This is a genomic window from Bacillus sp. M6-12, assembly GCF_002860285.1.
In the GTDB taxonomy this organism is placed as follows: Bacteria; Bacillota; Bacilli; order Bacillales; family DSM-1321; genus Peribacillus.
The window spans coordinates 38,246-61,619 of record NZ_PGVF01000023.1 but is presented as its reverse complement, the minus strand read 5'-3'; the positions used below and the strand labels follow the sequence as shown (position 1 = coordinate 61,619).

Below are 23,374 nucleotides of genomic sequence, written 5' to 3'. Positions count from 1 at the left end.
GATAACAAATATCTGATTCCAGGAAGAAATGTTATTGAATGAGCAGGCCTGCTTCTTTTAAGGCAGCAGCTGCTTCGTCAAGCGTCTGTTCGGAGCGGGCAAGAAGTGTATGTAAATGGATGCCTTCTGTCAGTTCAGAGAGAAAGGAAGCGTTTGTTTTATTGAACTTTGTGATAAACTGCTGAACCTCTCTTCGGTTACTGACCATGATGGATGCCATTAGATCTCCATAAACGGGATGTTCAATTTTTACATCCTTTACCGTAATGCCAAGGTCCACAAGCAAATTCAATTCTTCCTCAGAGCGGTCAGGGGAATGGCTGCATGCCACTGTTCGTTCCGCCTGCACAGCATCTGCAGCCCGCTGCATGAATAAATAGCCTTGACTTGTTGCAATAATGGGCTCATTTCTTGCCTTTAAAAGTGTAATATCGCCGACAATAACCTGGCGGCTAACATTAGCAATGCGCGCTAGTTCATTTCCAGTGACTGGTTCATTTCTATTTTTCAGCAGTTCCAGCAGCTGCCGCCGTCTTTCATCACCGAGCAGTTTTTTATTTCCTTTCATTTATATCTCCTCATTCATTAAGGCTATGCTTCTCAGGCATATAACCGTCTATTATTGACACTTTATCATAGAACGATCAGGTTGTTAAAGCAGAAGCAGTGCCAATCTCAATTAATAAACTATAAAGTAAAAATATCCGAAAAAACGAATATTCAAAAAGGACCGGTATTTTTTTATTGAATATAAAGGTTTTCAATAAAACATTTTCCCTCCACCTTACACGCTCAAGGTCCCTGAAAGCAATTGAAACTCATTATTCTGAAACAAGGAATCCCTAAAATGACATAAAAATGATTTTTACTGCATAAGTTTTGATGAAAAAGAGATAGCACTTTGCCCAGAGTTTCATAGGATATAAGGACATATGCACAGGAGGGAAACAGCGTGAAAATTCATATCGTCCAAAAAGGGGATACTCTTTGGAATCTCGCCAAGAAATATGGCGTGGATTATGAAGAACTAAAAAAATTAAATTCCCAGCTAAGTAATCCGGACATGATCATGCCCGGCATGAAGGTGAAAATTCCTGGAACGGCTTCGAATATAAAAAAAGAGATGCAGGTCCCGGGAGCTATTGTTCATTACGGAACAAAGAAAGAAGCACCGAAGGAAGATCAGATTAAGCCATCACAAATCCTGCAGCCGGTAATGCCAACTCCGACTGCTGTTAAAAAAGAGATGCCAGTGCCGCCTAAAGAGCAGCCAATAGTGAAGGAGCAGCCAATTGTGAAGGAAATGCCAAAAGCTAAAGAGCAGCCGTTCGTTAAGGAACAGATAAAACCCAAAGAGAAACCTATCGTGAAAGAGCAGCCGGCGCCTGTTCCAAAAATAAAAGAAATGCCAAAAATTTCACCAACTTTTGTTGCGGATGTTGATATCAATAACTATCTTATGATGCAAAAGACAAATATGCAGGTACAAAAGCCTATGGTTAAGCCCGAGATTAAGCCAAAGAAAAAAGTTGAAGTAAAACCACCGCCGCAGATGAAGCCTATTGCCCAGCCTGAGGTGAAAATGGAAGAGATTCCAAAAGTGCTTCCGGCTCAGCAAGCTCAGCAGCCGCCGGCTGAAGAGTGCATCCCTGTTACACCAATTATGCCGGGCTCAGGGTTTTGCCCTCCCCTTCAGCCGTGGATGATGCAGCCTCAAACAATGGGTGCAAATATCCATGGGCAGCTGCCAATGCACCAATATCCAAATTTATTTGAGGAATCGTCTTCGATGCCCTATACTCCAGCCCAAGGTGTACAGGGACTTTGGCAGGCAGGCATTCCAGGTTCGGAAGGATGCTTACCTCAGCAAGCAGTTTCTCCTTCCTGGCATCAGCCATTCCCGGGACAGTACTGTTATCCTGACCAGATGCCGACTTATCAGGGAGTGGCCGGAACGAGTCAGGAAATGGGCGATTTTGGAGCATGTCAGCCTGTGGAAGGTGTATCATCTGTTCCAGCTCCGCCGTCATTTCAGCAGCCTGCATCTGGAATGCCGCAGCAGCCTTACCAGTCACCTTTACAAAAGCAGGAGAGCAGTGATTGCGGCTGTGAAAGCGAATCAAGCTCATCTAGTTCGTCCTCCGATTCATCTGTCCAAATACCGTTTGGCCAGCAAATGGGAGCTCCTGTTCAAAGTTTTCCAGCGGCCTACTCGCCGGCCCAGCCTAGTCAGTTGCCAATGACACAAGGACAGTATAATCAGCCGCTGCCGAGTCAGCAGCAGCCATATCCATATAGCCAACAACCAGCGTTGGCCCAGAAGAGCGTTTATGGACAGCCAAAATTCTTTGGCCAGCCTCCAATGGGGCAGCAAGTCTCATATGGCCAGCAGCCGCAATATAGTCAGCCAGGGCCATATGGCCAGCAGCCGCAATATGGTCAGCCGGGGCAATACGGCCAGCAGCTGCAATATGGTCAGCCAGGGCAATACGGTCAGCAGCCGCAATATGGTCAGCCAGGGCAATACGGTCAGCAGCCGCAATATGGTCAGCCAGGACCATACGGCCAGCAGCCGCAATATGGTCAGCCAGGGCCATATGGCCAGCAGCCGACATACAGCCAGGCAGCGCCTTTTGAACAGAGTCCAATGATGGAATCGGAATCGTATTTACAGGGAGAATCAGCTGACATGATGCCTTCATTTGAAATGCAGCAGCCTTACGGACAATCATTTTTTGATGAGTCCCAGTCCTATAGTCAGCAGCCTCCAATGATGTTTGGACAGCAGCCGGCAGGGCGAACCCCATACATGCCGCAGCCGCAATTTGGTCAACAATCTGGCTACGGACAGCAGCCATATGGCCAGCAAATACCTTATGGACAACAGCTTTACAGCCAGCAGCCGCAAACAGGATATGGTCAGCAGCAGCCGCGATTTATGCCACAAAGCCAGCATATGCCATTTGGGCAAGGCTTGTATCAGCCAGGCTACCAGCTCTCCAGGGAGGGTGAGGATCAGGCAGAAGCTGAGCCATTTAATATGCCTGGTTTCGCAGATGAAAGCACTGAATTTTAAAGCAGCAGGAGACAGTGAGTTATTCACTTGTCTCCTGTCGCATTTACATGGTTTCGGATTTTCTTTGCACAAGGCAGTCAAGATAAGAAATAATATTTTTTATATAGAACTAAATGGCCGCCGAAGATTTATACTAAAAGGTTTTCCAAAAGAAAAAAAGCTATTGCTGCAAGCCCGCCTTACTGCTTTGCTTAAAGATAAAGGATTTTTAAAGACTTATTCTATAAACATGGATCTTCCGCCTTTTGAAATTGGCGGCCGTTACTATGCGTTTATTGAATACCTGATGCCCCACCCAAATCCGTTTTTCTTTTCTGAAAAAAGTGAAAGGAAGGAAGGGCTGCAGCTGCTTGAACAGTTCCATCTGGCATCATCCCAGCTAACCCGTGAACTTCAGGATGATTTAGCCACTTTTGACCAAGCAGGAAAATGGGCTGAGAGATCCCGTCAGTTTCAAAAAAATCTTACTATAGTCCGTACCTATGTATCTGACTCTGTATTAGAGCAGTGGCAAAGATGGGCTGACTGGTCGCTCGAAGGTCTAATCAAAAATAAAAATTGGCTGTCATGTGAAGAAAATGCAATTATCCATGGTGATGTTGCACACCATAACTTTCTGAGAAAAAACACGGGTGAGCTTTTTTTAATTGATTTTGATTTAATTTCGATTGCCCCGCCACTAATCGATTATCTGCAATATGCCAACAGGATTCTTCCCTATATCCAGGAACCTGATAAAATCTGGGAATATCCCCAGCTTGAGCGCTATAAAAGAAACCCTGCTTTTTTATTTGCATTAGCGTATCCAGCCGATATTTTCAGGGAATGGAACAGGGTCGCAAAGGAAAATCTTGAAGCGGGACAGCCGCATCTTCATACAGTATGGAAAATGACAGTGGAACAATTTAATAAACGGATGCAGTTCAACCGGTACGTCGAACGATTGATTATGAGTGGGTACTTAAATCCCCAGTGAAAATTGGTCGACCGGAAATGAAGCTTTTCAAAACTAAGTAGTACCGTGAGATTAAAACTTTTTCCGTGAAATTCAAGTGTATACTGTGGCAACAGAGCTTATTTCCGTGAAAAATCTATTGGTTGCAACTGCCGGTATCTGACAGTTTAAAACCCTGCTTATCCTAGAAAGCTATACTTGAGCATCTATATGCTTAGAAGGTATTTCTAGGGGGAGATCAGTTGATAAAAGGGATGCTTTTACTGCCGGCGTTCGCCATTTTACTTGCTGGATTCACTGGCTGCTCTTCAGGCTTTTATTCTTCCGATCAGGATGGAAGCACTCCTGAAACAGGTGTTACAAGTGTTGAGAATAAATTGTCACAAAACGGCAAAGCCGGACCGGGAATGCATTCTTTTCGAGAGAGTGCCTTGTTTCCCTTGCCTCAGGCAGATGTTTATGCCGATGATCATACAGATAGCAGTAATGTGATAAATTCTCGTATTTCTGATAAATAAGTTCTTTAGTCAGTGGTTTTGGCTAATCGTAATACACACACACCATTCGCACAGGGTGTGTGTTTTTTTATAGAAAACTATTTAAGCCTCCATTTTAACAACTGTATCCCCGAGCTCCGGTGTCCGATCTGTTTCCTGTTATGAACCTCGAAAGTAATTTCTGAGCCTGCGTAAAAAATATGGTTAAATTTCCTAAAGTAGGTGAAGCTATTAAAAACAAGATTCCACTTCCTTGCTGAGGTGATAAACATGAAAAGACGTTTTAGCGTGTATGTAACATTGCTTGCCATAATGATATCTTTAAGTCTTCTTGCTGTTAGACTGGATGAAGGCGCGGCACGTGATAACAATGGTATGGCCCTGTCCGAATCGAAGACAGCAAATGATAAAGTGCCATCCATTTCAGGACCTCTTGAAAGAAAGGTAGTTCTGCAGCGAATGTATTTGGATGGTGAAATAAGTGAGGAAACCATAATAGTGAAGATATGGGCCATGGAGGATTTTTGGGCAGAATACAAAGACTGGCAGCTGGTTGACCAGAGTGAGGAACGGATTATTTTCCAAAGGAAGGAAAATGATATTTCACCATTGTTAAAGGCGAATGGCTATTTCGGGCTGTCAAGTGACGGAACGCTTTCGATTTTTAATGGCAGGCCTGATCAGTCCAAAATCATTCAGTCATTTTTTCAAATAGATGTCGGTAAATTGGAAAGCTTTAAGCGCCAGGAACTGCTAGAGGGAATTCGCATTGAAAATAAAAATAAGTATGAACAGGTTATTGAATCCTTTAAACATTATTCCGCATCAGGCAAAACCCAGTCCCAATAAAATATCTTTCTCAACACCCCGGGAGGTTTTTGTACCGGCTTATGAAACCTGTTCATGTATTTTGCATGGCAGGTTTTTTCATTATAATAAAGTACGTATTGACAGCTGATCAGCGGGGCTGTGTGGGGATCAGCACATAGCAACAGAGAAGGAAGAAAAAATTTTTAACTTTAAATGTCAAGCTGCGCCGGGGTACTTGCACTTTTTGTATTTGTAAACCTTTTTCTCAACTTGCGCGGTTTTATATGGTAAAATGGTGTACAGCATATCTCAGGGAGCGAACCTAATTGTACGATTTTATTAAAGGTATTATAGATTATGCAGGTCCAGAATATATAGTAGTCGAAAATGTCGGGATCGGGTATCAGATAATGACGCCTAATCCTTTTATTTTTTCACAGGGCAGTGAGGTAAAGGTTTTTATTTATCATTATGTGCGTGAAGATACAGCTGCCTTTTACGGGTTTGAATCAAGGGAAGAAAAAGCCTTGTTTACCAAGCTGCTGAATGTAACAGGGATTGGCCCTAAGGGCGCCCTTGCCATTTTAGCTTCGGGCCAGGTTGGCCAGGTTGTACAGGCGATTGAAAATGAAGATGAAAAATTCCTTGTTAAGTTTCCGGGTGTAGGTAAAAAAACGGCCAGGCAGATGATACTGGATTTAAAAGGGAAGCTGGAAAATGTTGTGCCAGATTATTTCCCTAATTTGTTTAATGACGGCGTTCAGCCGGCCAGCTCTGGCTCGCATTCTGCAGAGCTGGATGAGGCAATTCTTGCGCTTGGGGCATTGGGCTATTCGGATAAGGAGCTGCAGAAGGTTGCCAGTAAGCTTGATTCCGATCAGCTGACAACTGAACAGTACATCAAGAAAGCACTGCAAATGATGCTGAGATAGGAGTGGCACAATGGAGGAGAGAATTGTCAACCAGGACGCAGACCTGAGTGAACTGTCCTTTGAACAGAGCCTCAGGCCGCAGAAACTGGAGCAATATATTGGCCAGGAAAAGGTCAAGGATAATCTGAAGGTGTTCATTACCGCGGCTAAGCTCAGGGAAGAAACCCTTGACCATGTGCTTTTATACGGGCCGCCCGGGCTGGGGAAAACTACCCTTGCCGCTATAATTGCAAATGAAATGGGTGTGAATATCCGGACAACATCAGGCCCGGCAATTGAACGTCCCGGTGATCTCGCAGCCATCCTTAGCGGATTAGAGCCGGGAGATGTGCTGTTTATTGATGAAATACACCGTCTTCCGCGCGCTGTTGAAGAGGTTCTTTATCCTGCGATGGAGGATTTCTGCCTGGATATCGTAATAGGAAAGGGTCCCTCGGCAAAGTCGCTTCGAATCGACCTGCCTCCGTTCACTTTGGTAGGTGCAACTACCCGTGCTGGATCCCTCACAGCTCCGCTTAGGGACAGGTTTGGGGTTCTTAGCAGGCTTGAATATTATAACGAGGAACAGCTGAAGCAGATTGTCATCCGTACCGCGGAAATCCTGGATACAGAGATGGTTGGCAGTGCGGCTGCCGAAATTGCGAGAAGGTCCAGGGGGACACCGCGGATAGCGAACCGGCTGCTGCGCAGGGTCAGGGATTTTGCCCAGGTGAAAGGGGACGGCCGGATCACGATGGAACTCGCAGACTATGCGCTTGAATTGATGCAGGTCGACCGTTTAGGATTGGACCATATTGACCATAAATTACTTAAGGGGATTATCGAAAAGTTTCGCGGGGGGCCAGTCGGTCTCGATACGATTGCAGCGACGATTGGCGAAGAATCTCATACGATTGAGGATGTTTATGAGCCATACTTGCTCCAGATTGGATTTCTGCAGAGAACTCCAAGGGGGAGAATTGCCACAGAATTGGTATACAAGCATTTTCAAATGCAAATGCCCTCAAAATAAGGTTTAATAAATCATGGGAAAATAAAGGCACAATGAATAATGCAGGACAGGAAGTGAGCCGTTTGAAGGTGGATATGTTTGATTTCCATTTGCCTGAGGAGCTGATAGCGCAGACTCCTCTAGCAGAGCGGGAACAAAGCAGGCTGATGGTGCTTGATAAACAAGCAGGAACCATTCAGCACGAGATTTTTAAAAACATTACAGAATACATAAAGCCGGGTGATTGCCTGGTTTTAAATGATACCAAGGTCCTTCCGGCCAGGTTATTTGGAAGCAAGGAAGATTCTGGCGCTAAGATTGAGGTTTTGCTTTTAAAGCAAGAAGAAGAGGATACATGGGAGACTCTTGTTAAACCAGCCAAGCGGATTAAAAAGGGATCCAGGATTGTTTTCGGTGATGGCAAGATGGCTGCAACATGTATGGAAGAACAGGAACATGGCGGCCGGATTCTTCATTTTGATTATGATGGCATTTTTTATGAGGTGCTGGATGAGCTTGGGCAAATGCCGCTCCCTCCTTATATTAAAGAGCAGCTTGAGGACCGCGACCGCTATCAGACTGTTTACGCCAGGGAAAGGGGTTCGGCAGCGGCTCCGACAGCGGGGCTCCATTTTACTGAGGAGCTTTTAGACGAGATCCGCGAAAAAGGAGTCCATATCGCTTTTATTACACTTCATGTTGGCCTTGGAACCTTCCGGCCGGTAAGTGTGGATGAGATTGATGAGCACGAAATGCATGCTGAATTTTACCAGATGACTGAAGGTACGGCAAAATTGCTTAATGAGGTAAAAGAACAGGGAGGAAGGATTATCACTGTTGGAACCACCTCAACGAGGACGCTGGAAACCATTGCTGCAGCAAATGATGGGATTTTTAAAGAAGCGAATGGCTGGACGAATATTTTTATTTATCCTGGCTATGAGTTTAAGGGGATTGACGGCATGATAACCAATTTTCATTTGCCGAAATCTACTTTAATTATGCTGATCAGTGCTCTTGCTGGCAGGGAACATGTTCTCGCAGCATATGAAGAAGCTGTAAAAGAAAGATACCGTTTTTTCAGCTTTGGCGATGCAATGCTGATTATTTAATAAAGAACAGGTGAGTTTCATCACCAAAAAGATTTGAAAGCTATGATCCCGTTCATTCGAGGGGTTGTGGAAGAAGGGAGTTATAACGTGACTGCTATCCGTTATGAACTGATTAAAACTTGTAAACAAACAGGAGCACGGCTAGGGAGGGTGCATACACCCCATGGGTCTTTTGAGACACCTGTGTTCATGCCAGTAGGAACGCTCGCCACTGTTAAAACCATGTCTCCGGAAGAATTGGTGTCAATTGGAGCAGGGATTATTCTGAGCAATACGTACCACCTATGGCTGAGACCGGGCCATGAAATCATTAAAGAAGCGGGCGGACTCCATAAATTTATGAATTGGAACGGATCTATTTTAACTGATTCAGGCGGTTTCCAGGTTTTCTCTTTGAGTGAATTCCGGAAAATTGAAGAGGAAGGTGTCCATTTCAGAAATCACCTGAATGGGGATAAATTGTTTTTATCTCCTGAAAAAGCAATGGAAATTCAAAATGCGCTTGGATCTGACATTATGATGGCCTTCGATGAATGCCCTCCATTTCCTGCAACCCATGAGTATATGAAAAAGTCGGTTGAGCGGACGTCAAGATGGGCTGAACGGTGCCTTGAAGGACATAAGCGTCCAAGTGACCAGGGGTTGTTTGGAATCGTTCAGGGAGGAGAATATGAAGATCTTCGCAAGCAAAGTGCGAGCGATTTAGTTTCACTTGATTTTCCTGGCTATGCTGTCGGAGGTTTGTCTGTGGGCGAACCAAAGGATGTCATGAATAGAGTCCTTGAATTTACGACACCATTGCTGCCGGCAAATAAGCCGCGCTATTTAATGGGTGTTGGTTCACCGGATTCGCTGATTGATGGAGCGATGCGCGGAATTGATATGTTTGACTGTGTGCTTCCTACAAGGATTGCTAGGAACGGGACACTGATGACCAGCAATGGAAGATTGGTAGTAAAGAATGCAAAATACGCAAGAGATTTTGGGCCGCTTGATGAAAATTGCAGCTGCCACGTCTGCAAAAATTATAGCCGAGCCTATATCCGCCACTTAATTCGCGCAGAAGAAACACTGGGAATTCGTCTTACCACTTACCATAACCTTCATTTTTTGGTAAACTTAATGGAACAGGTCAGACAGGCTATCAGAGAAGACCGGCTTGGAGACTTTAGAGAAGAGTTTTTTGAACAGTATGGTTTCAATAAACCGGATGCAAAGAACTTTTAATTAATTAGAAAGGAGTGAATGTAAATGGGTAATTTAGCATCAATAGCACCATTAGTAATCATGTTCGTCCTGTTTTACTTTTTATTGATCCGTCCAAACCAAAAGCGTCAGCGCGCGGTTCAGACAATGCAAACCGGATTAAAAAAAGGCGATAAGATCGTTACAATCGGCGGGCTTCACGGGTTTATCGATTCTGTAGATGATAACAAGATTGTTATCAAATGTGGAGATGGAAGCCGCCTTACATATGACAGAGCAGCGGTCCGCGAAGTATTGGAGAGCGCACCTGAGAAGACTGTATAAAAAAAAAGACGGCTCATCAGCATTTTCTGGATGGCCGTCTTTTTTATCTTTTATATGATATCACTTTTTAACAAGGACAGCTGTCTTCCCCAGCACCCAGCCACACGATTCGTGTGACCCTGGAGCCGTCACAACCTTTATTTGAGGTAATAACTTAGCTTGTACGCGATCCCGATTTCAGGTTTACCCCGAGGATGCCGCCCATCATCGACGTTAAGATTAAGCAGATGGACGAAATCCATTGTTTCATTGTGAAAAGAGAATCATGGCCAAGATAGTGGAAAAGTAAAATAATTAAAGTATACAGGAGCCCAGTTCCGCCTCCAACAACCCAGCCCTGTTTTTTTCCTTTTCCCCCCGAGATAAATCCTCCAATAAACAGTGAGATAAATGAGGCAGCCATGATTACATACGTTAACGACGATTCATCCATGGATGAGAATCGAAGGAAAAGTGAAAAAATCAAACTAGCTGCTGCTCCAATAATAAAAATCGATAAGACTCCATAAGCTACAGCGATTCCCAACTTCTTTGTTTCGATTGTCATTCTCCCCCTTCTGACTATAGGTATTAGCATTTGTACAAGCATATTCAAGAGTGCGAGGATTTAGAATACAGACCAAACTTTTTTCAACTTGCAAAAAGCATATTCCAGCAAATATTTTCATGGATCATAGGCTAAGATAACCATATACGTGCTTGAAAAGGGGGGTTTTATATGGAAGACTATATAATGATTGTTCTTAGGACGATTCTAATGTATTTAGTTATTTTGGTTATTTTCAGGCTTATGGGCAAACGGGAAATAGGCGAAATTAGCATTCTGGACCTTGTCGTTTTTATCATGCTCGCAGAAATTGCCGTTGTCGCGATTGAGGATCACAGCGCCAATCTTGGCTTTTCAATAGTCCCGATGTTTGTACTGCTGATCATTCAAGTTGGGATGGCAATAGTTTCAATAAAAAGCCAGAAATTCAGGGAAATGGTTGATGGGAAACCAACGCTTATTATCAATCATGGAAAAATCGATGAAAAAGCGATGATGAAGCAGCGCTATAATTTTAATGACTTGCTTGTGCAGCTGCGTGAAAAAGGAATTATCCATCTTTCAGATGTTGAATTTGCTATCCTGGAGCCATCAGGCAAGCTGTCAGTAATTGAAAAGGATAAAGGCGAAAAAAATATAGCTATGCCGCTGATTTTGGACGGACAGCTGCAAAAACAAAACCTCGCCGACCTTGGCAGGGATACTGATTGGCTCATGGGCGAGTTAAAAATGCGAGGCTTCAGCGAAATCGATTCGATTTCATTTTGCAGTATGGAGAATGGCAAGTTATACATTGACGCCCAAGACTAAAAGCAGGTTCAGTTAACGAAGAGCGAGCATGGATAAAAAGCGGCCGATGTAAGGAATTCTTCGCAGTTCTTCCCGGCGGACAATCCCAATAAATGTAAGCAAGAAGAAAAAACAGAATCCCATAGATAAAATAGCCAGCAAGACACTTATTAGTTCTGACTGCATTTCTGCCATTTTTGTAAATAGGAGTTTTCCTATCCATGCAGCCGAGCCCGCACACAAAAGTGTGTAAAGATAATGACGGATGTGCAGGGTGAATGGAAGTATTTTCATGATTGAAAAAAAGTGCAAAAAGGTAACTAGTACAATCCCGATTGCTGTACCCAGTGCGGCCCCCATAATGCCAAAGCTTGGTTTGGAGCATAGCACGAACATGAAAAAAAGCTTGATGACATTACCTACAAGACTATTAATCATCGCTGCATTGGCTTTATTCAGTGCCTGGAGGACGGATTGCAAAGGGAACTGATAATAATAAAACAAGAAGAATGGCGCCAGCACTTTAATAAAAACCGCTGCATGCGACGAGCCGTATAAAACCTGCATAATAGGCTCTGCAAAAACATACAGGGTCACAACCGCAAAACATCCTGTAATAAATGTTATTTTCAAAGACTGCTGCAGCCTGAACTCCATTAACTTGAAATTCCCGGTAGAATTTGCTTCGCTGATAGCCGGTATCAGGGAGGTGGATAATGAAAATGTTACAAACGATGGAATCAGCAATAATGGTATTGCATATCCTGTCAATTCTCCGTATTGCTTTGTAATCATCGTGGCAGAAACCCCCGCAATTAAAAGGCCTTGAGAAATAACAATAGGTTCAAAAAACCAGGCTACATTTCCGATCATTCTGTTTCCGGTGGTCGGGAGCGCTACGCTCATTAACTCCTTCAAAGTACCCCTTCCAGCCTTTACTCCACTGACGAATCCCTTTCTCATTCTAAAATGCTTTTTTAGCTTGAAGGTTGTTAACAAATAAATAAGCGACGCCAGTTCTCCAATTACGGAAGCAGCCATTGCAGCGGCTGCTGCATACTCAATTCCATATGGCAGAAATGTACCTGTCATAACCGCAATAAGCGTTATCCGGACTCCCTGCTCTATAATTTGGGAAATGGCAGATGGCTTCATGTTCTGCCTTCCCTGGAAATAGCCCCTCAATACGGAAGAAACTGCAACAATCGGAATAATCGGTGCAATCGCCATCAGCGGCCAGACTGTCCTCGAATCAGTAAATAGTGTTTCTGAAAGTATCGGGGCTAGAACGATCAATGCAGGAGTAAAAATCAAAGATAAAATAATCGTACAGCTTAAAGATACAACCAGTATTTTTTTTATTTTCTTAACATCGCCTTTTGCATCCGCTTCCGCTACAAATTTCGAAATGGCAACAGGGAGCCCCATTTGCGTAATTGCTACTACCAGGAACAGTGTCGGCAAAACCATCATATATAATCCAACGCCCTCTTCCCCGATAAAGCGGGCGATTACGATACGGTTGATAAAACCGAGCACGCGCGTTATCAGGCTTGCGGCCAAAAGGATAATCGTTCCTTTAACGAACTTTGACATTAGGAATTCCCGCCTTCTCAAAAAAGCTATAATGCTATACAATTATCTATATGCGCCAAAGTGGACAAAGCATGACAAGGTATCTTGAAAATAATACGGAATGCGGGGAATTAACCCATGATCAAATACCATCCTTATGACGAATACCTGGCTTTGGTCAAGCCTGCCTTAAAAAGCAAGCGTGAGGAATTCGCCTTATTGGGTCTTCACACAGTGACAGAGGAAGACATCTGGAAATTTTTAGTTAAAAAGAAGTGGAAAACACCGCAAGAAGATATTCATTTGCACACCATTGTCAGCAGCATCATGTCCATACAGGCGGGAGAATATATGAATTTTGCGACCGTGGAGGCCTTTAAGTCTCCCAGTTTATTTGCTGAGCTTTCAGAAGAAGAGCTGAAAGATTTATTGTCTAATTAAATTGAAACCCTACTTTTCCTTTTGTATAATAATTAGGTTAAGGAGTGAAGGCATGTTACATTCGAGAACGCGCTGGGTTGCGAAGTCAGCTGATAATCAAGCAGTCAATAGGCTGACTCAGGAATTAAACATAACTCCGCTCGTGGCTAAATTATTAGTACACCGCGGAATACATACCCGTGAAGAGGCACGGTCTTTTTTGTTTGTAAGAGAGCAGGAATTCCATGATCCTTTTTTGCTTCATGGAATGGATACTGCTGTTGACAGAATAAAAGAAGCAATTGAAAAACGTGAAAACATTCTTATTTTTGGAGACTATGATGCTGATGGTGTCAGCAGTACGGCTGTAATGATGCTGACTCTCAAAAAGCTTGGAGCCATAGTCGATTACTATATACCAAACAGGTTTACAGAAGGATACGGGCCAAATGAAAAGGCATTCAGGATGGCTTCTGAGTCAGGGGTAAACCTTTTAATTACAGTTGATACCGGCATTTCCGCTGTTCATGAGGCCCAAGTTGCAAAAGAATTAGGCATGGATTACATCATTACGGATCACCATGAGCCGGGCCCTGTTTTACCAGATGCATTGGCTATCATCCATCCTAAGCTAGAAACAGGGATTTACCCATGCAAAGAATTGGCTGGTGTGGGTGTTGCTTTTAAATTAGCCCATGGGTTACTGGGGGAATTCCCAGCTGATTTACTTGAAATAGCGGCGATTGGTACAATTGCTGACCTTGTTCCATTAAAAGGGGAAAACAGGCTGATTGCTGCGCTAGGGATTGAAGGCCTCCAGCGTACAAACCGGCCGGGTTTAACGGCTTTGATGAAGGTAGCCGGCATTCAGCAGGAAACCTTAAGTGAAGAATCGGTCGGCTTTGGAATGGCACCGAGAATCAATGCGGCTGGCCGGCTCGGTTCAGCAGATCCTGCCATTGAGCTATTGCTTGCCGAAAGCAGGGAAGATGCTGAAAATATTGCAGCAGAAATTGATGCGATGAACAAGGAACGTCAGGCATTAGTCGCCGAGATTGCACGCGAAGCCATTAAGGAAGTGGAAGAAAATTATCCTCCTGATGATAACAGTGTCCTGATCGTTGGAAAGGAAGGCTGGAATTCTGGCATTGTAGGCATTGTCGCGTCCAAATTAGTGGAGCGGTTTTACCGTCCGGCCATAGTCCTAAGCTATGATAGTGAAAAAGGGCTGGCAAAGGGATCCGCAAGAAGCATTGAGGGGTTTGATCTGTTTAAAAACCTTTCAGCATGCAGGGATATACTGCCCCATTTCGGCGGACATACGATGGCGGCAGGAATGACTTTGAAAATCGAGGATGTAGAAGTGCTTCGGTCTCGGTTGAATAAGCTGGCAGAAGAGGTGCTCACCGAGGAGGATTTTATTCCTGTAACTAAGGTTGACGGACAAGCGGCTCTGAGTGATATATCACTTCAGACTATAGAGGAAATGGGGATGCTTGCCCCATTTGGTATGGGGAATCCAAAACCGAGAATACTAATAGAATCATCTGGGATTTCTAGTATCCGGAAGATTGGTTCTGACCAGAGCCATATGAAGCTCCTATTGGAGGCAGACGGTAATACTCTTGATGGTATTGGTTTTGGACTTGGAAGGTATGCTGATGAAATATCTCCGCTTTCAGAGATTTCGGTTATAGGAGAATTAGCGGTGAATGAATGGAATAATATGCGGAAACCGCAAATATTCCTTTATGATCTGGCTGTATCCCATTGGCAATTATTTGATTACAGGGGTATAAAGCAGGCAAAAAAATCGCTATCATCCATTCCAGAAGCAAAAAGGAGGATGATTGCTTTCAATCCTGCGACAATTGTAACACTAGGATTGGACGACATGGATGTTACCCTAGTTATGGATGAAAGAAGTGCAGCCGAAGCAAGCCTTTCAGGCGTTTATCTCGTTTTGCTGGATATGCCGCCGACAACGGCCATTCTTGAAAGTCTGCTGGCAGGCAAGAAGCCTGAACGGATTTATGCCTGCTTCCATCACCAGCAGGAGCACTTTTTCAGCACGATGCCGACACGAGATCATTTCAAATGGTATTATGGGTTTCTTTCAAAAAAGGGTCCGTTTAACCTGGAGAGATACCGTGAAGATATTGCAAAATACCGCGGATGGTCAAAGGATACAGTCGACTTTATGTCTCAGGTGTTTTTCGAGCTGGAGTTTGTTACAATAGAAAATGGACTGATTTCACTCTCTAAACAAGCAAGCAAACGTGATTTGAACGAATCCATTTCATATAAGAGAAAGAAAGAACAGTTTGAGCTGGAGCAGGAGCTTTTATATTCTTCTTATAAGCAATTATTTCAGAGGTTTGATATTTTAATAAGAGAAGCAGCAGATACTGAGGAGGAAATAATTCAATGGACTTAAAGCAATATGTGACAATCGTCGAGGACTGGCCGAAGCCCGGCATACGATTCAAAGACATTACAACTCTAATGGATAACGGAGCCGCGTACAAATATGCGACAGACCAGATTGTCAGCTATGCCCGGGATAAGCAGATTGATATTGTGGTGGGGCCTGAGGCTCGAGGCTTTATTATCGGCTGCCCGGTTGCCTATGCGCTTGAGGTAGGTTTTGCACCAGTACGCAAGGAAGGCAAGCTTCCGCGTGAAACTGTGAAAGTGGAATACGGTCTAGAATACGGCAAGGATGTCCTGACTATCCATAAAGATGCGATTAAACCTGGACAAAGGGTATTAATCACGGACGATCTTCTTGCTACAGGCGGAACGATTGAGGCAACGATCAAGCTGGTGGAAGAGCTTGGCGGAATCGTAGCAGGGATTGCGTTCTTAATTGAGCTATCTTACCTTGATGGAAAAAGCAAGCTTGATGGCTACGACATTCTTTCGCTGATGACTTTTTAATGTACAAGAGCACTCTATGTAAAGTAGGGTGCTCTTTCACTTAACTTTGAAAGGCATTTGATAGTATCAGTTCTTCAGTGGCAATGGGTGTATATTTTGGCAAGTCGGAAAGTTGCGGTGATAATCCTTTACATTGTCCGCTTTTTTTTCGATAATAGTAACAATAATGACTTTTTCATAGCCATTCGTGGATATGAACGATAAAGGTGATAGCATGGCGAATGATCAAATATTAACAGCAGAGCAGGTCGTCGGGCGGGCGAAGGAATATCTTCCGAAGTCTGATGCCGATTTTATATATAAGGCATTTCAATTTGTCGAGCATGCCCATAAGGAACAATTTCGGAAATCCGGAGAACCTTATATCATTCATCCAATTCAGGTCGCCGGCATACTGGCCGATTTGGAAATGGACCCTTCTACCATTGCTGCAGGCTTTCTACACGATGTAGTGGAAGACACTGAAATAACACTGAAGCAGATTGAAGAAGCATTTAGTGAAGAAGTAGCAATGCTTGTAGACGGTGTGACGAAGCTAGGTAAAATAAAATATAAATCCCAGGAAGAACAGCAGGCAGAAAATCACCGGAAAATGTTTGTCGCAATGGCCCAGGATATCCGTGTAATCTTAATTAAACTGGCAGACAGGCTTCACAATATGAGGACACTTAAACATCTTCCTCAAGAAAAGCAGAGAAGAATATCCAATGAAACATTGGAAATCTTTGCTCCCCTCGCTCATCGTCTGGGTATCAGCAAAATCAAATGGGAACTTGAAGATACAGCTTTACGCTACTTGAACCCGCAGCAATATTACCGAATCGTGAATTTAATGAAGAAGAAGCGCGCCGAACGTGAACAATATCTCGATGAAGTTATTGGAGAGGTACGTTCGCAGGTAAACGAAGTAAATATTAAGGCAGAAATATCAGGCAGGCCGAAGCATATTTACAGCATTTACCGAAAAATGGCATTGCAAAACAAGCAGTTCAGCGAAATATATGATTTGCTTGCTGTCCGGATTGTTGTAAACAACATCAAGGACTGCTATGCGGTTCTCGGGATAATCCATACATGCTGGAAGCCAATGCCTGGCCGCTTTAAAGACTATATTGCCATGCCAAAGCCAAATATGTACCAATCACTGCATACGACAGTAATTGGTCCAAAGGGAGATCCGCTTGAAGTGCAAATCAGGACATTCGAAATGCACCGGATCGCCGAGTTTGGTATCGCAGCTCACTGGGCGTACAAGGAAGGCAAGGACTCGGCCCAGCCGTCCTCACTTGAAGATAAGCTGACATGGTTCAGGGAAATAATAGAATTCCAGGATGATGCAACCAATGCCGAAGAATTCATGGAGTCCTTAAAAATTGACCTGTTTTCTGATATGGTTTTCATTTTTACCCCTAAAGGAGAAGTTATTGAACTTCCCGCCGGCTCTGTACCGATAGATTTTGCCTACCGGATCCATTCGGAAATCGGCAATAAAACCATCGGAGCAAAAGTGAACGGCAAGATGGTTACGCTTGATTACAAGCTCAAAACCGGAGATATCATTGAAATTCTTACATCAAAGCACTCATACGGTCCAAGTCAGGATTGGCTAAAGCTGACCCAAACATCTCAGGCAAAGAATAAAATCCGCCAGTTCTTTAAAAAACAGCGGCGCGAAGAGAATGTGGAAAAAGGGAAAGAGCAGGTTGAAAAAGAGATCAAAAACCTTGATTTTGACCTAAAAGAAGTACTTACCCCTGAAAATCTTAAACGCGTAGCGGAAAAATTCAATTTTGCCAATGAAGAGGATATGTATGCTGCTGTTGGCTATAACGGTATAACAGGACTTCAGGTAGCCAACCGGCTGACCGAAAAGCTTAGAAAGAAAAAGGAGCAGGAACAGGAAACAAACATCAGCGAATCTGTTTCTGAATTAAAATCTTTCCCGAACACCAAGCGGCGGGAATCTGGCGTACGGGTACATGGGATTGATAATCTGCTGATCCGTCTCTCCAGATGCTGCAATCCAGTTCCAGGTGATGAAATTGTCGGATTCATCACCAAAGGCCGAGGTGTTTCTGTCCACCGTTCTGACTGTCCCAATGTCGGCGGAGAGGAATCGGAAAGCCGTTTAATTCCTGTTGAATGGGAAGGCGGTCTGAATGACCGCAAGGAATATAATGTCGAGATTGAGATAAACGGCTATGACCGAAGAGGCCTACTGAATGAAGTATTGCAGGCTGTTAATGAAACAAAAACCAACATTTCAGCTGTTTCAGGCAAATCGGACCGCAATAAGATGGCAACGATCAATATGTCTATCTCAATCCATAATATTAGCCATCTTCACAAGGTAGTGGAAAGAATTAAACAAATAACAGATATCTATTCTGTCAGAAGAATTATGAACTAAGAGGGATTTTAATGCGTTTAGTTGTTCAGCGGTCAAAAAAAGCACAGGTAACGGTTGAAGGGACGGTCACAGGCTCTATTCAGCACGGCCTTGTATTATTGGTAGGAGTCACCCATGGCGATTCAAAGGAAGATGCAGCCTATCTTGCAGACAAAATTGTAAACTTGCGGATATTTGAAGACAGTGAGGGAAAAATGAATCTTTCGCTGCACGATACAGGGGGGTCCATTCTCTCGATATCCCAGTTTACACTTTACGGTGACTGCCGAAAAGGAAGGCGCCCGAATTTCATGGATGCGGCCAGGCCGGAGGAAGCAAACGTCATCTATGAAGCTTTCAATGAAGAACTTCAAAATAGAGGCGTTCAAGTAGAAACCGGTATTTTTGGAGCGATGATGCAGGTGGATCTGGTGAATGACGGACCTGTTACGCTAATTGTGGAAAGTAAAGAGAAAAAATAACAGTAAATGATGAAACCGCATGGGCTTTTCCATGCGGTTTTTTGCAAATCTCTCACCCTGTAGCTGATGCTGAATTTAAGAGCTTTGTTAAGGGGGGATTAATGGAAAGGCTATGTAAAAGTTGATTGTGGATTTTGACTGTGTTGATGTCTGGCTGCAGGCCCAGCCCCTACACCGAGGAGGCTCCCGGCCCCCGCTAGAGCGGAAATCAACAGGCAAGTTTAATAGAGCTAATGGGAAAGGGCAGCTTCAAAGGAGGTCTTTGAGGCTGCCCTTTTTGTTATTTGATTATGAAAAATGCGGTACCTCCCAGGTAACCGGTTTTCACTAATTCTCTTTAAAATGCTTGGCGAGACCTGTAAAAATTGCTCCGGCAACTGTTTCCTGATAATCGCCGCTTGTTATCGTCATTTCCTCTGCCGGGTTGCTTAGATACCCTAATTCCAGCAAAATTGCTTTTCGTTTATTTTCCCGGATTACATGATAATCCCCAAAACGGAACCCTCTGTCCTTAAGATTAATTTGGGCCGCAAGGGATTGATGGATATCAGAAGCGAGATCCTTTTGAAAAGCATGATAATAATAGGTTGTTATGCCTCGGGCGCTATGGTCCTTTGCTCCGTCATAATGGAGGCTGACAAAAGCGTCGGCAGCATGGAAATGTGATGTGGCCACTCTGGATGGAAGCGGGACATACGAATCGCCGTCACGGGTTAATATAACTGCCGCACCAGCCGCGTTCAATTTATCCTGAAGCAAGCGGGCCGTTCTGTAAGTCAGGCTTTTTTCAAGCGTTCCCAGCGTACCTTTTGTGCCATTATCCCTGCCGCCATGGCCCGGATCAATGACAATCACTTTATTTGAAAGGTACTTTTGCATACCTTCCTTCTCAAGCTGAGGGGCATCGCCGCTAACACTAACAATCCAGCCCGCAACGTATGCATGGCTTCCGTTCTTTAGCTTGACTTTATACCACTCTCCTTCAAGGGAAAGAATCGGGAAGGCTTCTCCTGCATTTCCCGAATAGACGATTGGAGAACTTCCATCACCTTTGCTTCGGAAGTTAGTGCCATTATGTATTACATGAACCTTGCTATCTTTTAACTCTAAATTGGAGTGGGAGGGTTTTTTATCTGTTTTCATAAGATACCAATCCGCTGCCCAGCCGGTTTTTCCATCTGCAAACTCTATTTTTACCCAATTGCCCTGCTCTTTAAGAATTGGATATTTTTCTCCTTCGTGGACTTTTCCGACAACTTTGCCTTCGAGTGAAGGTTTATTCCGAACTGATAGGGAGGAGGCAGTCACTGCTGCCTGGGCTTTTGAATCGGGTTTTTGGCCGGCGTCATCTTTTTTCTTTATTTTGATGTATTCCTCGCTTACCCAGCCAGATTCACCTTTAAAATCTATTTCAATCCAGCCTCCTTGTTTGGATTTTATCTGAACATCGGTGTTTATTGCCAGTTTTCCGGCTAAGTTTGAATTCTGATCAGGATTTGTTCTGACATTTAACAGGTCAGCCATGACAATTCCTTTTTTCGATAGTTTTTTATGTGGTTTCTTTTTCTTTTCATCCTTAACCTTTTTAAAGCTTACAAACTCAGTCGATACCCAGCCTTCTTTATCCCCATATTTAATGTTAACCCAGCTTTCATTTTCCTTTATTGCCTGAAAGGCCGCCCCTTTATTAAGGGAATCTGTTATTTGAAAATGTGTTCCAGGGCCTGATCGAATCCGGAGATTATCGGTTTCCACGGTACCTTCTTTACCGCTTATTTCTGAAGGAGTTTTATCTTTTTGAACAAGCCAATCGGCCACCCAGCCGGATTGTCCGGTTCCAAAACGGATTTCAACCCAGTTACCCTCCTGATTGATAACTGAGCAGGAGTCGCCTTTTTCAAGCTGCTGAACGACAGGATAGCTTAAACCTGGCCCCTTTCTGACGTTCAAACTGTCTGTTTTCACAATTATTTCCTCATCCGATTCGGCATGGATTGGTACCGCAGCAGATGATAGTGAAGAAAACAGAAGGAAGGAAACAGCCAGTTTGCATATAGTAATTTTCAAAACTGATGGCTCCTTTATTTAAAATTTTCTGCACATTAATATCTTAACGTGAAGTTATTAGGTAATAGGTGCGGAATGCAACACTCATCACCGCAAATATTACATTCTCTATGAAAAAAAAATTCCCTTTTAAAATCTGAAAAAAAACACAGAATAAGGACAGAATAGGAAGTAAGTAATAGTGATTGAGGGGGAGGGAAAAGAATGCGTTTCAGTGAAAAGGGAAATACAAGCCATAGCGGAAGACATGATCTCTTTGGCGTGGATTTTCACGATTTTATCCAAAAAGAGCAAAGTTCCAACATGGTGGAGCTTGCTTCAGAATTTGGCTTAAACTTAAGGGATGTCAGGAAGTTAAAGCAACGGCTTGAAAGATCGTAACTAGCTTCAATTGCTGAGATCTTTAAAAAAATTATGTGAAAGCTCATTCTGGAATTTGCCGATATGTTGATTGCAGACGAAATCAAAAGCCAAACAAATAAAACAGAACAGATATTCATTGAAAATAAACCGGAGTATAATGCTTCAAAAAATATGAAGCAGCCTGGAGGAATCTTTCCCAACAGTCTTGACATTTTCCGGTTCCATCCGTATGATAAAAAAATACATAAATACATAAATACCTTGATAACCAATGATGGAGAACAGTAATTGGGAAACACATGAAAAGAGAGAAAATGGCAAAGGCTGAAACCATTTTCACATGATGCCCTTAATGAAAGAACACTCCGTAGGCTTCGCTCTGAAAAAGCTAAGAATGGCTTTAGTAGGAGACGGACGTACACAGGCGTTAACTGTTTCGAGCGGAAGCACGTTTCTTTGTGCTTCAACTAGGGTGGCACCACGGGAACAAAACTCTCGTCCCTTGTAATTTATTTTACAAGGGACCGGGAGTTTTTTTATTTAAAAAAGATTGCTTATCCATCTAAACAAGTACAGAACTCCAGCGTCAGGACACTTGCGCTTTTAAAATAAAGGAGGAACACAGATGTCCATTCAAGCTCCGAGAGGCACTCAGGATATCCTTCCTGGCCAATCAGAAATATGGCAGTACATTGAAAACACCGCTAGGGAAATATGCAGAAGATATCAATATCATGAAATTCGAACACCTATATTCGAAAATACAGAACTGTTTTTAAGAGGCGTGGGCGACACAACTGATATCGTCCAAAAGGAAATGTATTCCTTCCAGGACCGCGGCGGCCGCGATATTACACTAAGGCCGGAAGGAACGGCACCGGTTGTACGATCCTTCGTTGAGCACAAAATGTTTGGTCTTCCTTCCCAGCCAGTTAAGCTCTTCTATTTCGGACCGATGTTCCGTTATGAGCGTCCGCAGGCAGGCCGCTTCCGCCAGTTTGTTCAATTTGGCATAGAAGCGCTGGGCAGCTCAGATCCGGCGATCGATGCAGAGGTGTTGGCATTGGCGATGGATTTGTACCAAGGCCTTGGACTGAAAAAGTTAAAGCTGATAATCAATAGCCTTGGAGATAAGGAAAGCCGCACCAGCCACAGAGAGGCTTTGAGAAATCACTTTGAGCCTAGGATAGGGGAATTTTGCAGCGACTGCCAGAACCGCCTTGAAAAAAATCCGCTGCGGATTCTGGACTGTAAAAAAGACCGAGATCATGAATTAATGGCAACGGCTCCTTCAATCCTTGAATATTTAAACGAAGAATCAAAGGTTTATTTTGAAACTGTTCAAAGATATTTAACCTCGCTTGGCATTGAGTTCGAAGTGGATCCGACATTAGTCCGGGGACTTGATTATTATAATCATACTGCCTTTGAAATTATGAGCGACGCAGAAGGCTTTGGAGCAATCACTACCCTATGCGGAGGCGGGCGGTATAATGGCCTGGCCGAAGAAATTGGCGGCCCGGAGACACCCGGAATCGGTATGGCGCTTAGTATTGAGAGATTAATTGCGGCTCTTGGAGCAGAGGGTATAGTGCTTCCTTTGGAACAGTCAATAGATTGTTATTTTGTATCACTTGGAGATGCAGCCAAGGATTATACAGTCAAGCTTGCTTATCAGCTTAGGGGGGCAGGCTTTACTGCAGAAAGAGATTATCTGGATCGGAAGGTCAAAGCACAATTTAAAGCAGCCGACAGGCTGAACGCAAGATTTGTGGCCGTTTTGGGTGACGACGAGCTAACCAATAATAAGATTAACCTTAAAAACATGGAAACAGGCGAACAGGTAGAAATGGGCCTTGAAACCTTTGTCGACGAATTTAAAAAGGTTCAGGGCTAAGA

General features: G+C 43.6%; 22 protein-coding genes and 1 other annotated feature. Of the genes, 18 read left to right on the top strand and 4 right to left on the bottom strand.

The features are described from left to right. Positions 1–31 precede the first annotated feature (31 nt). Positions 32–568 carry a transcription repressor NadR gene (locus tag CVD28_RS21725; protein ID WP_101596518.1) on the bottom strand — a complete coding sequence of 179 codons (537 nt, stop codon included), beginning with the start codon at positions 566–568 and terminating at the stop codon, positions 32–34. Positions 569–952: 384 nt separating this feature from the next. Between CVD28_RS21725 and safA the strand changes: the two genes are divergently transcribed. The 9 genes from safA to yajC all read left to right on the top strand — a co-directional run bounded on the left by safA (position 953) and on the right by yajC (position 9,903). Further along, positions 953–3,076, top strand: coding sequence for a SafA/ExsA family spore coat assembly protein (gene safA / locus CVD28_RS21720; RefSeq protein WP_101596516.1), 2,124 nt, complete (start codon positions 953–955; stop codon positions 3,074–3,076). Beyond that, positions 3,057–4,052, top strand: coding sequence for a phosphotransferase (locus CVD28_RS21715; protein ID WP_180954270.1), 996 nt, complete (start codon positions 3,057–3,059; stop codon positions 4,050–4,052). Before safA ends, CVD28_RS21715 begins: the two co-directional genes overlap by 20 nt. Positions 4,053–4,273: 221 nt before the next feature. Next, positions 4,274–4,549: a hypothetical protein gene (locus CVD28_RS21710; protein ID WP_101596511.1), complete on the top strand. Its 276-nt coding sequence runs from the start codon at positions 4,274–4,276 to the stop codon at positions 4,547–4,549. Positions 4,550–4,798: 249 nt separating this feature from the next. Further along, the gene (locus CVD28_RS21705; protein ID WP_101596508.1) at positions 4,799–5,377 is read left to right on the top strand and encodes an intercompartmental signaling factor BofC; all 579 of its coding nucleotides are present in this window, start codon (positions 4,799–4,801) and stop codon (positions 5,375–5,377) included. Between the two features lie 287 nt (positions 5,378–5,664). Further along, the gene (ruvA, locus tag CVD28_RS21700; protein WP_101596506.1) at positions 5,665–6,270 is read left to right on the top strand and encodes a Holliday junction branch migration protein RuvA; all 606 of its coding nucleotides are present in this window, start codon (positions 5,665–5,667) and stop codon (positions 6,268–6,270) included. A 10-nt stretch (positions 6,271–6,280) separates the two neighbouring features. Beyond that, positions 6,281–7,282, top strand: coding sequence for a Holliday junction branch migration DNA helicase RuvB (ruvB, locus tag CVD28_RS21695; protein ID WP_101596503.1), 1,002 nt, complete (start codon positions 6,281–6,283; stop codon positions 7,280–7,282). Positions 7,283–7,344: 62 nt separating this feature from the next. Continuing rightward, the gene (gene queA / locus CVD28_RS21690) at positions 7,345–8,373 is read left to right on the top strand and encodes a tRNA preQ1(34) S-adenosylmethionine ribosyltransferase-isomerase QueA (RefSeq protein ID WP_101596584.1); all 1,029 of its coding nucleotides are present in this window, start codon (positions 7,345–7,347) and stop codon (positions 8,371–8,373) included. Positions 8,374–8,460: 87 nt separating this feature from the next. Next, a complete protein-coding gene (gene tgt / locus CVD28_RS21685; protein ID WP_101596501.1) occupies positions 8,461–9,600 on the top strand; it encodes a tRNA guanosine(34) transglycosylase Tgt in 1,140 nt (379 codons plus the stop codon). A 24-nt stretch (positions 9,601–9,624) separates the two neighbouring features. Next, on the top strand, positions 9,625–9,903 hold the full coding sequence (yajC, locus tag CVD28_RS21680) for a preprotein translocase subunit YajC (protein WP_101596499.1): 279 nt from the start codon (positions 9,625–9,627) through the stop codon (positions 9,901–9,903). 154 nt (positions 9,904–10,057) lie between these two features. On the opposite strand, the gene CVD28_RS21675 is transcribed toward yajC, so the two are convergent. Beyond that, positions 10,058–10,450 (bottom strand): TIGR04086 family membrane protein, encoded by a 393-nt coding sequence (locus CVD28_RS21675; protein ID WP_101596497.1) that lies wholly within the window; start codon positions 10,448–10,450, stop codon positions 10,058–10,060. Positions 10,451–10,621: 171 nt separating this feature from the next. Here CVD28_RS21675 and CVD28_RS21670 point away from each other — a divergent pair, with 171 nt between their 5' ends. Next, positions 10,622–11,260 carry a YetF domain-containing protein gene (locus CVD28_RS21670; protein ID WP_101596492.1) on the top strand — a complete coding sequence of 213 codons (639 nt, stop codon included), beginning with the start codon at positions 10,622–10,624 and terminating at the stop codon, positions 11,258–11,260. A gap of 12 nt (positions 11,261–11,272) precedes the next feature. On the opposite strand, the gene spoVB is transcribed toward CVD28_RS21670, so the two are convergent. Further along, on the bottom strand, positions 11,273–12,835 hold the full coding sequence (gene spoVB / locus CVD28_RS21665; protein WP_101596490.1) for a stage V sporulation protein B: 1,563 nt from the start codon (positions 12,833–12,835) through the stop codon (positions 11,273–11,275). A 117-nt stretch (positions 12,836–12,952) separates the two neighbouring features. On the opposite strand from spoVB, the gene CVD28_RS21660 reads away from it, so the two are divergent. The 5 genes from CVD28_RS21660 to dtd all read left to right on the top strand — a co-directional run bounded on the left by CVD28_RS21660 (position 12,953) and on the right by dtd (position 19,045). Next, a complete protein-coding gene (locus CVD28_RS21660; protein ID WP_101596488.1) occupies positions 12,953–13,255 on the top strand; it encodes a post-transcriptional regulator in 303 nt (100 codons plus the stop codon). A gap of 52 nt (positions 13,256–13,307) precedes the next feature. Further along, complete coding sequence (gene recJ, locus CVD28_RS21655) at positions 13,308–15,671, top strand: single-stranded-DNA-specific exonuclease RecJ (protein ID WP_101596486.1); 2,364 nt, start codon at positions 13,308–13,310, stop codon at positions 15,669–15,671. Further along, entirely contained in the window at positions 15,662–16,174 is a 513-nt protein-coding gene (locus CVD28_RS21650) for an adenine phosphoribosyltransferase (protein WP_101596484.1), read from the top strand. Before recJ ends, CVD28_RS21650 begins: the two co-directional genes overlap by 10 nt. Before the next feature lie 214 nt (positions 16,175–16,388). Continuing rightward, positions 16,389–18,584 carry a RelA/SpoT family protein gene (locus tag CVD28_RS21645; RefSeq protein WP_101596482.1) on the top strand — a complete coding sequence of 732 codons (2,196 nt, stop codon included), beginning with the start codon at positions 16,389–16,391 and terminating at the stop codon, positions 18,582–18,584. Positions 18,585–18,595: 11 nt separating this feature from the next. Beyond that, positions 18,596–19,045: a D-aminoacyl-tRNA deacylase gene (dtd, locus tag CVD28_RS21640; RefSeq protein ID WP_101596480.1), complete on the top strand. Its 450-nt coding sequence runs from the start codon at positions 18,596–18,598 to the stop codon at positions 19,043–19,045. A 327-nt stretch (positions 19,046–19,372) separates the two neighbouring features. Here the strand turns inward: dtd and CVD28_RS21630 are convergent, their stop codons facing one another. After that, a complete protein-coding gene (locus CVD28_RS21630; protein WP_101596477.1) occupies positions 19,373–21,112 on the bottom strand; it encodes an SH3 domain-containing protein in 1,740 nt (579 codons plus the stop codon). A 204-nt stretch (positions 21,113–21,316) separates the two neighbouring features. Between CVD28_RS21630 and CVD28_RS28290 the strand changes: the two genes are divergently transcribed. The 3 genes from CVD28_RS28290 (at position 21,317) to hisS (ending at position 23,372) form a co-directional block, all read left to right on the top strand. Further along, positions 21,317–21,493 carry a hypothetical protein gene (locus tag CVD28_RS28290; RefSeq protein WP_180954268.1) on the top strand — a complete coding sequence of 59 codons (177 nt, stop codon included), beginning with the start codon at positions 21,317–21,319 and terminating at the stop codon, positions 21,491–21,493. A 63-nt stretch (positions 21,494–21,556) separates the two neighbouring features. Then, positions 21,557–21,763, top strand: coding sequence for a hypothetical protein (locus CVD28_RS21625; protein ID WP_101596475.1), 207 nt, complete (start codon positions 21,557–21,559; stop codon positions 21,761–21,763). Then, positions 21,738–21,981, top strand: a binding site (T-box leader). (Overlaps the previous gene by 26 nt.) A 119-nt stretch (positions 21,982–22,100) precedes the next feature. Next, positions 22,101–23,372, top strand: a complete 1,272-nt coding sequence (gene hisS / locus CVD28_RS21620; protein ID WP_101596473.1) for a histidine--tRNA ligase — start codon at positions 22,101–22,103, stop codon at positions 23,370–23,372. Positions 23,373–23,374 lie beyond the last annotated feature (2 nt).

Coding starts and splice junctions, on each gene's coding strand:
- CVD28_RS21715 (WP_180954270.1), top strand. CDS start 3,057: ATGAAAGCACTGAATTTTAAAGCAGCAGGAGACAGTGAGTTATTCACT.
- CVD28_RS21670 (WP_101596492.1), top strand. CDS start 10,622: ATGGAAGACTATATAATGATTGTTCTTAGGACGATTCTAATGTATTTA.
- spoVB (WP_101596490.1), bottom strand. CDS start 12,835: ATGTCAAAGTTCGTTAAAGGAACGATTATCCTTTTGGCCGCAAGCCTG.
- CVD28_RS21725 (WP_101596518.1), bottom strand. CDS start 568: ATGAAAGGAAATAAAAAACTGCTCGGTGATGAAAGACGGCGGCAGCTG.
- dtd (WP_101596480.1), top strand. CDS start 18,596: ATGCGTTTAGTTGTTCAGCGGTCAAAAAAAGCACAGGTAACGGTTGAA.
- yajC (WP_101596499.1), top strand. CDS start 9,625: ATGGGTAATTTAGCATCAATAGCACCATTAGTAATCATGTTCGTCCTG.
- CVD28_RS21650 (WP_101596484.1), top strand. CDS start 15,662: ATGGACTTAAAGCAATATGTGACAATCGTCGAGGACTGGCCGAAGCCC.
- hisS (WP_101596473.1), top strand. CDS start 22,101: ATGTCCATTCAAGCTCCGAGAGGCACTCAGGATATCCTTCCTGGCCAA.
- CVD28_RS21660 (WP_101596488.1), top strand. CDS start 12,953: ATGATCAAATACCATCCTTATGACGAATACCTGGCTTTGGTCAAGCCT.
- recJ (WP_101596486.1), top strand. CDS start 13,308: ATGTTACATTCGAGAACGCGCTGGGTTGCGAAGTCAGCTGATAATCAA.
- CVD28_RS21705 (WP_101596508.1), top strand. CDS start 4,799: ATGAAAAGACGTTTTAGCGTGTATGTAACATTGCTTGCCATAATGATA.
- CVD28_RS21675 (WP_101596497.1), bottom strand. CDS start 10,450: ATGACAATCGAAACAAAGAAGTTGGGAATCGCTGTAGCTTATGGAGTC.
- CVD28_RS28290 (WP_180954268.1), top strand. CDS start 21,317: ATGCGTTTCAGTGAAAAGGGAAATACAAGCCATAGCGGAAGACATGAT.
- CVD28_RS21625 (WP_101596475.1), top strand. CDS start 21,557: ATGTTGATTGCAGACGAAATCAAAAGCCAAACAAATAAAACAGAACAG.
- CVD28_RS21645 (WP_101596482.1), top strand. CDS start 16,389: ATGGCGAATGATCAAATATTAACAGCAGAGCAGGTCGTCGGGCGGGCG.
- ruvB (WP_101596503.1), top strand. CDS start 6,281: ATGGAGGAGAGAATTGTCAACCAGGACGCAGACCTGAGTGAACTGTCC.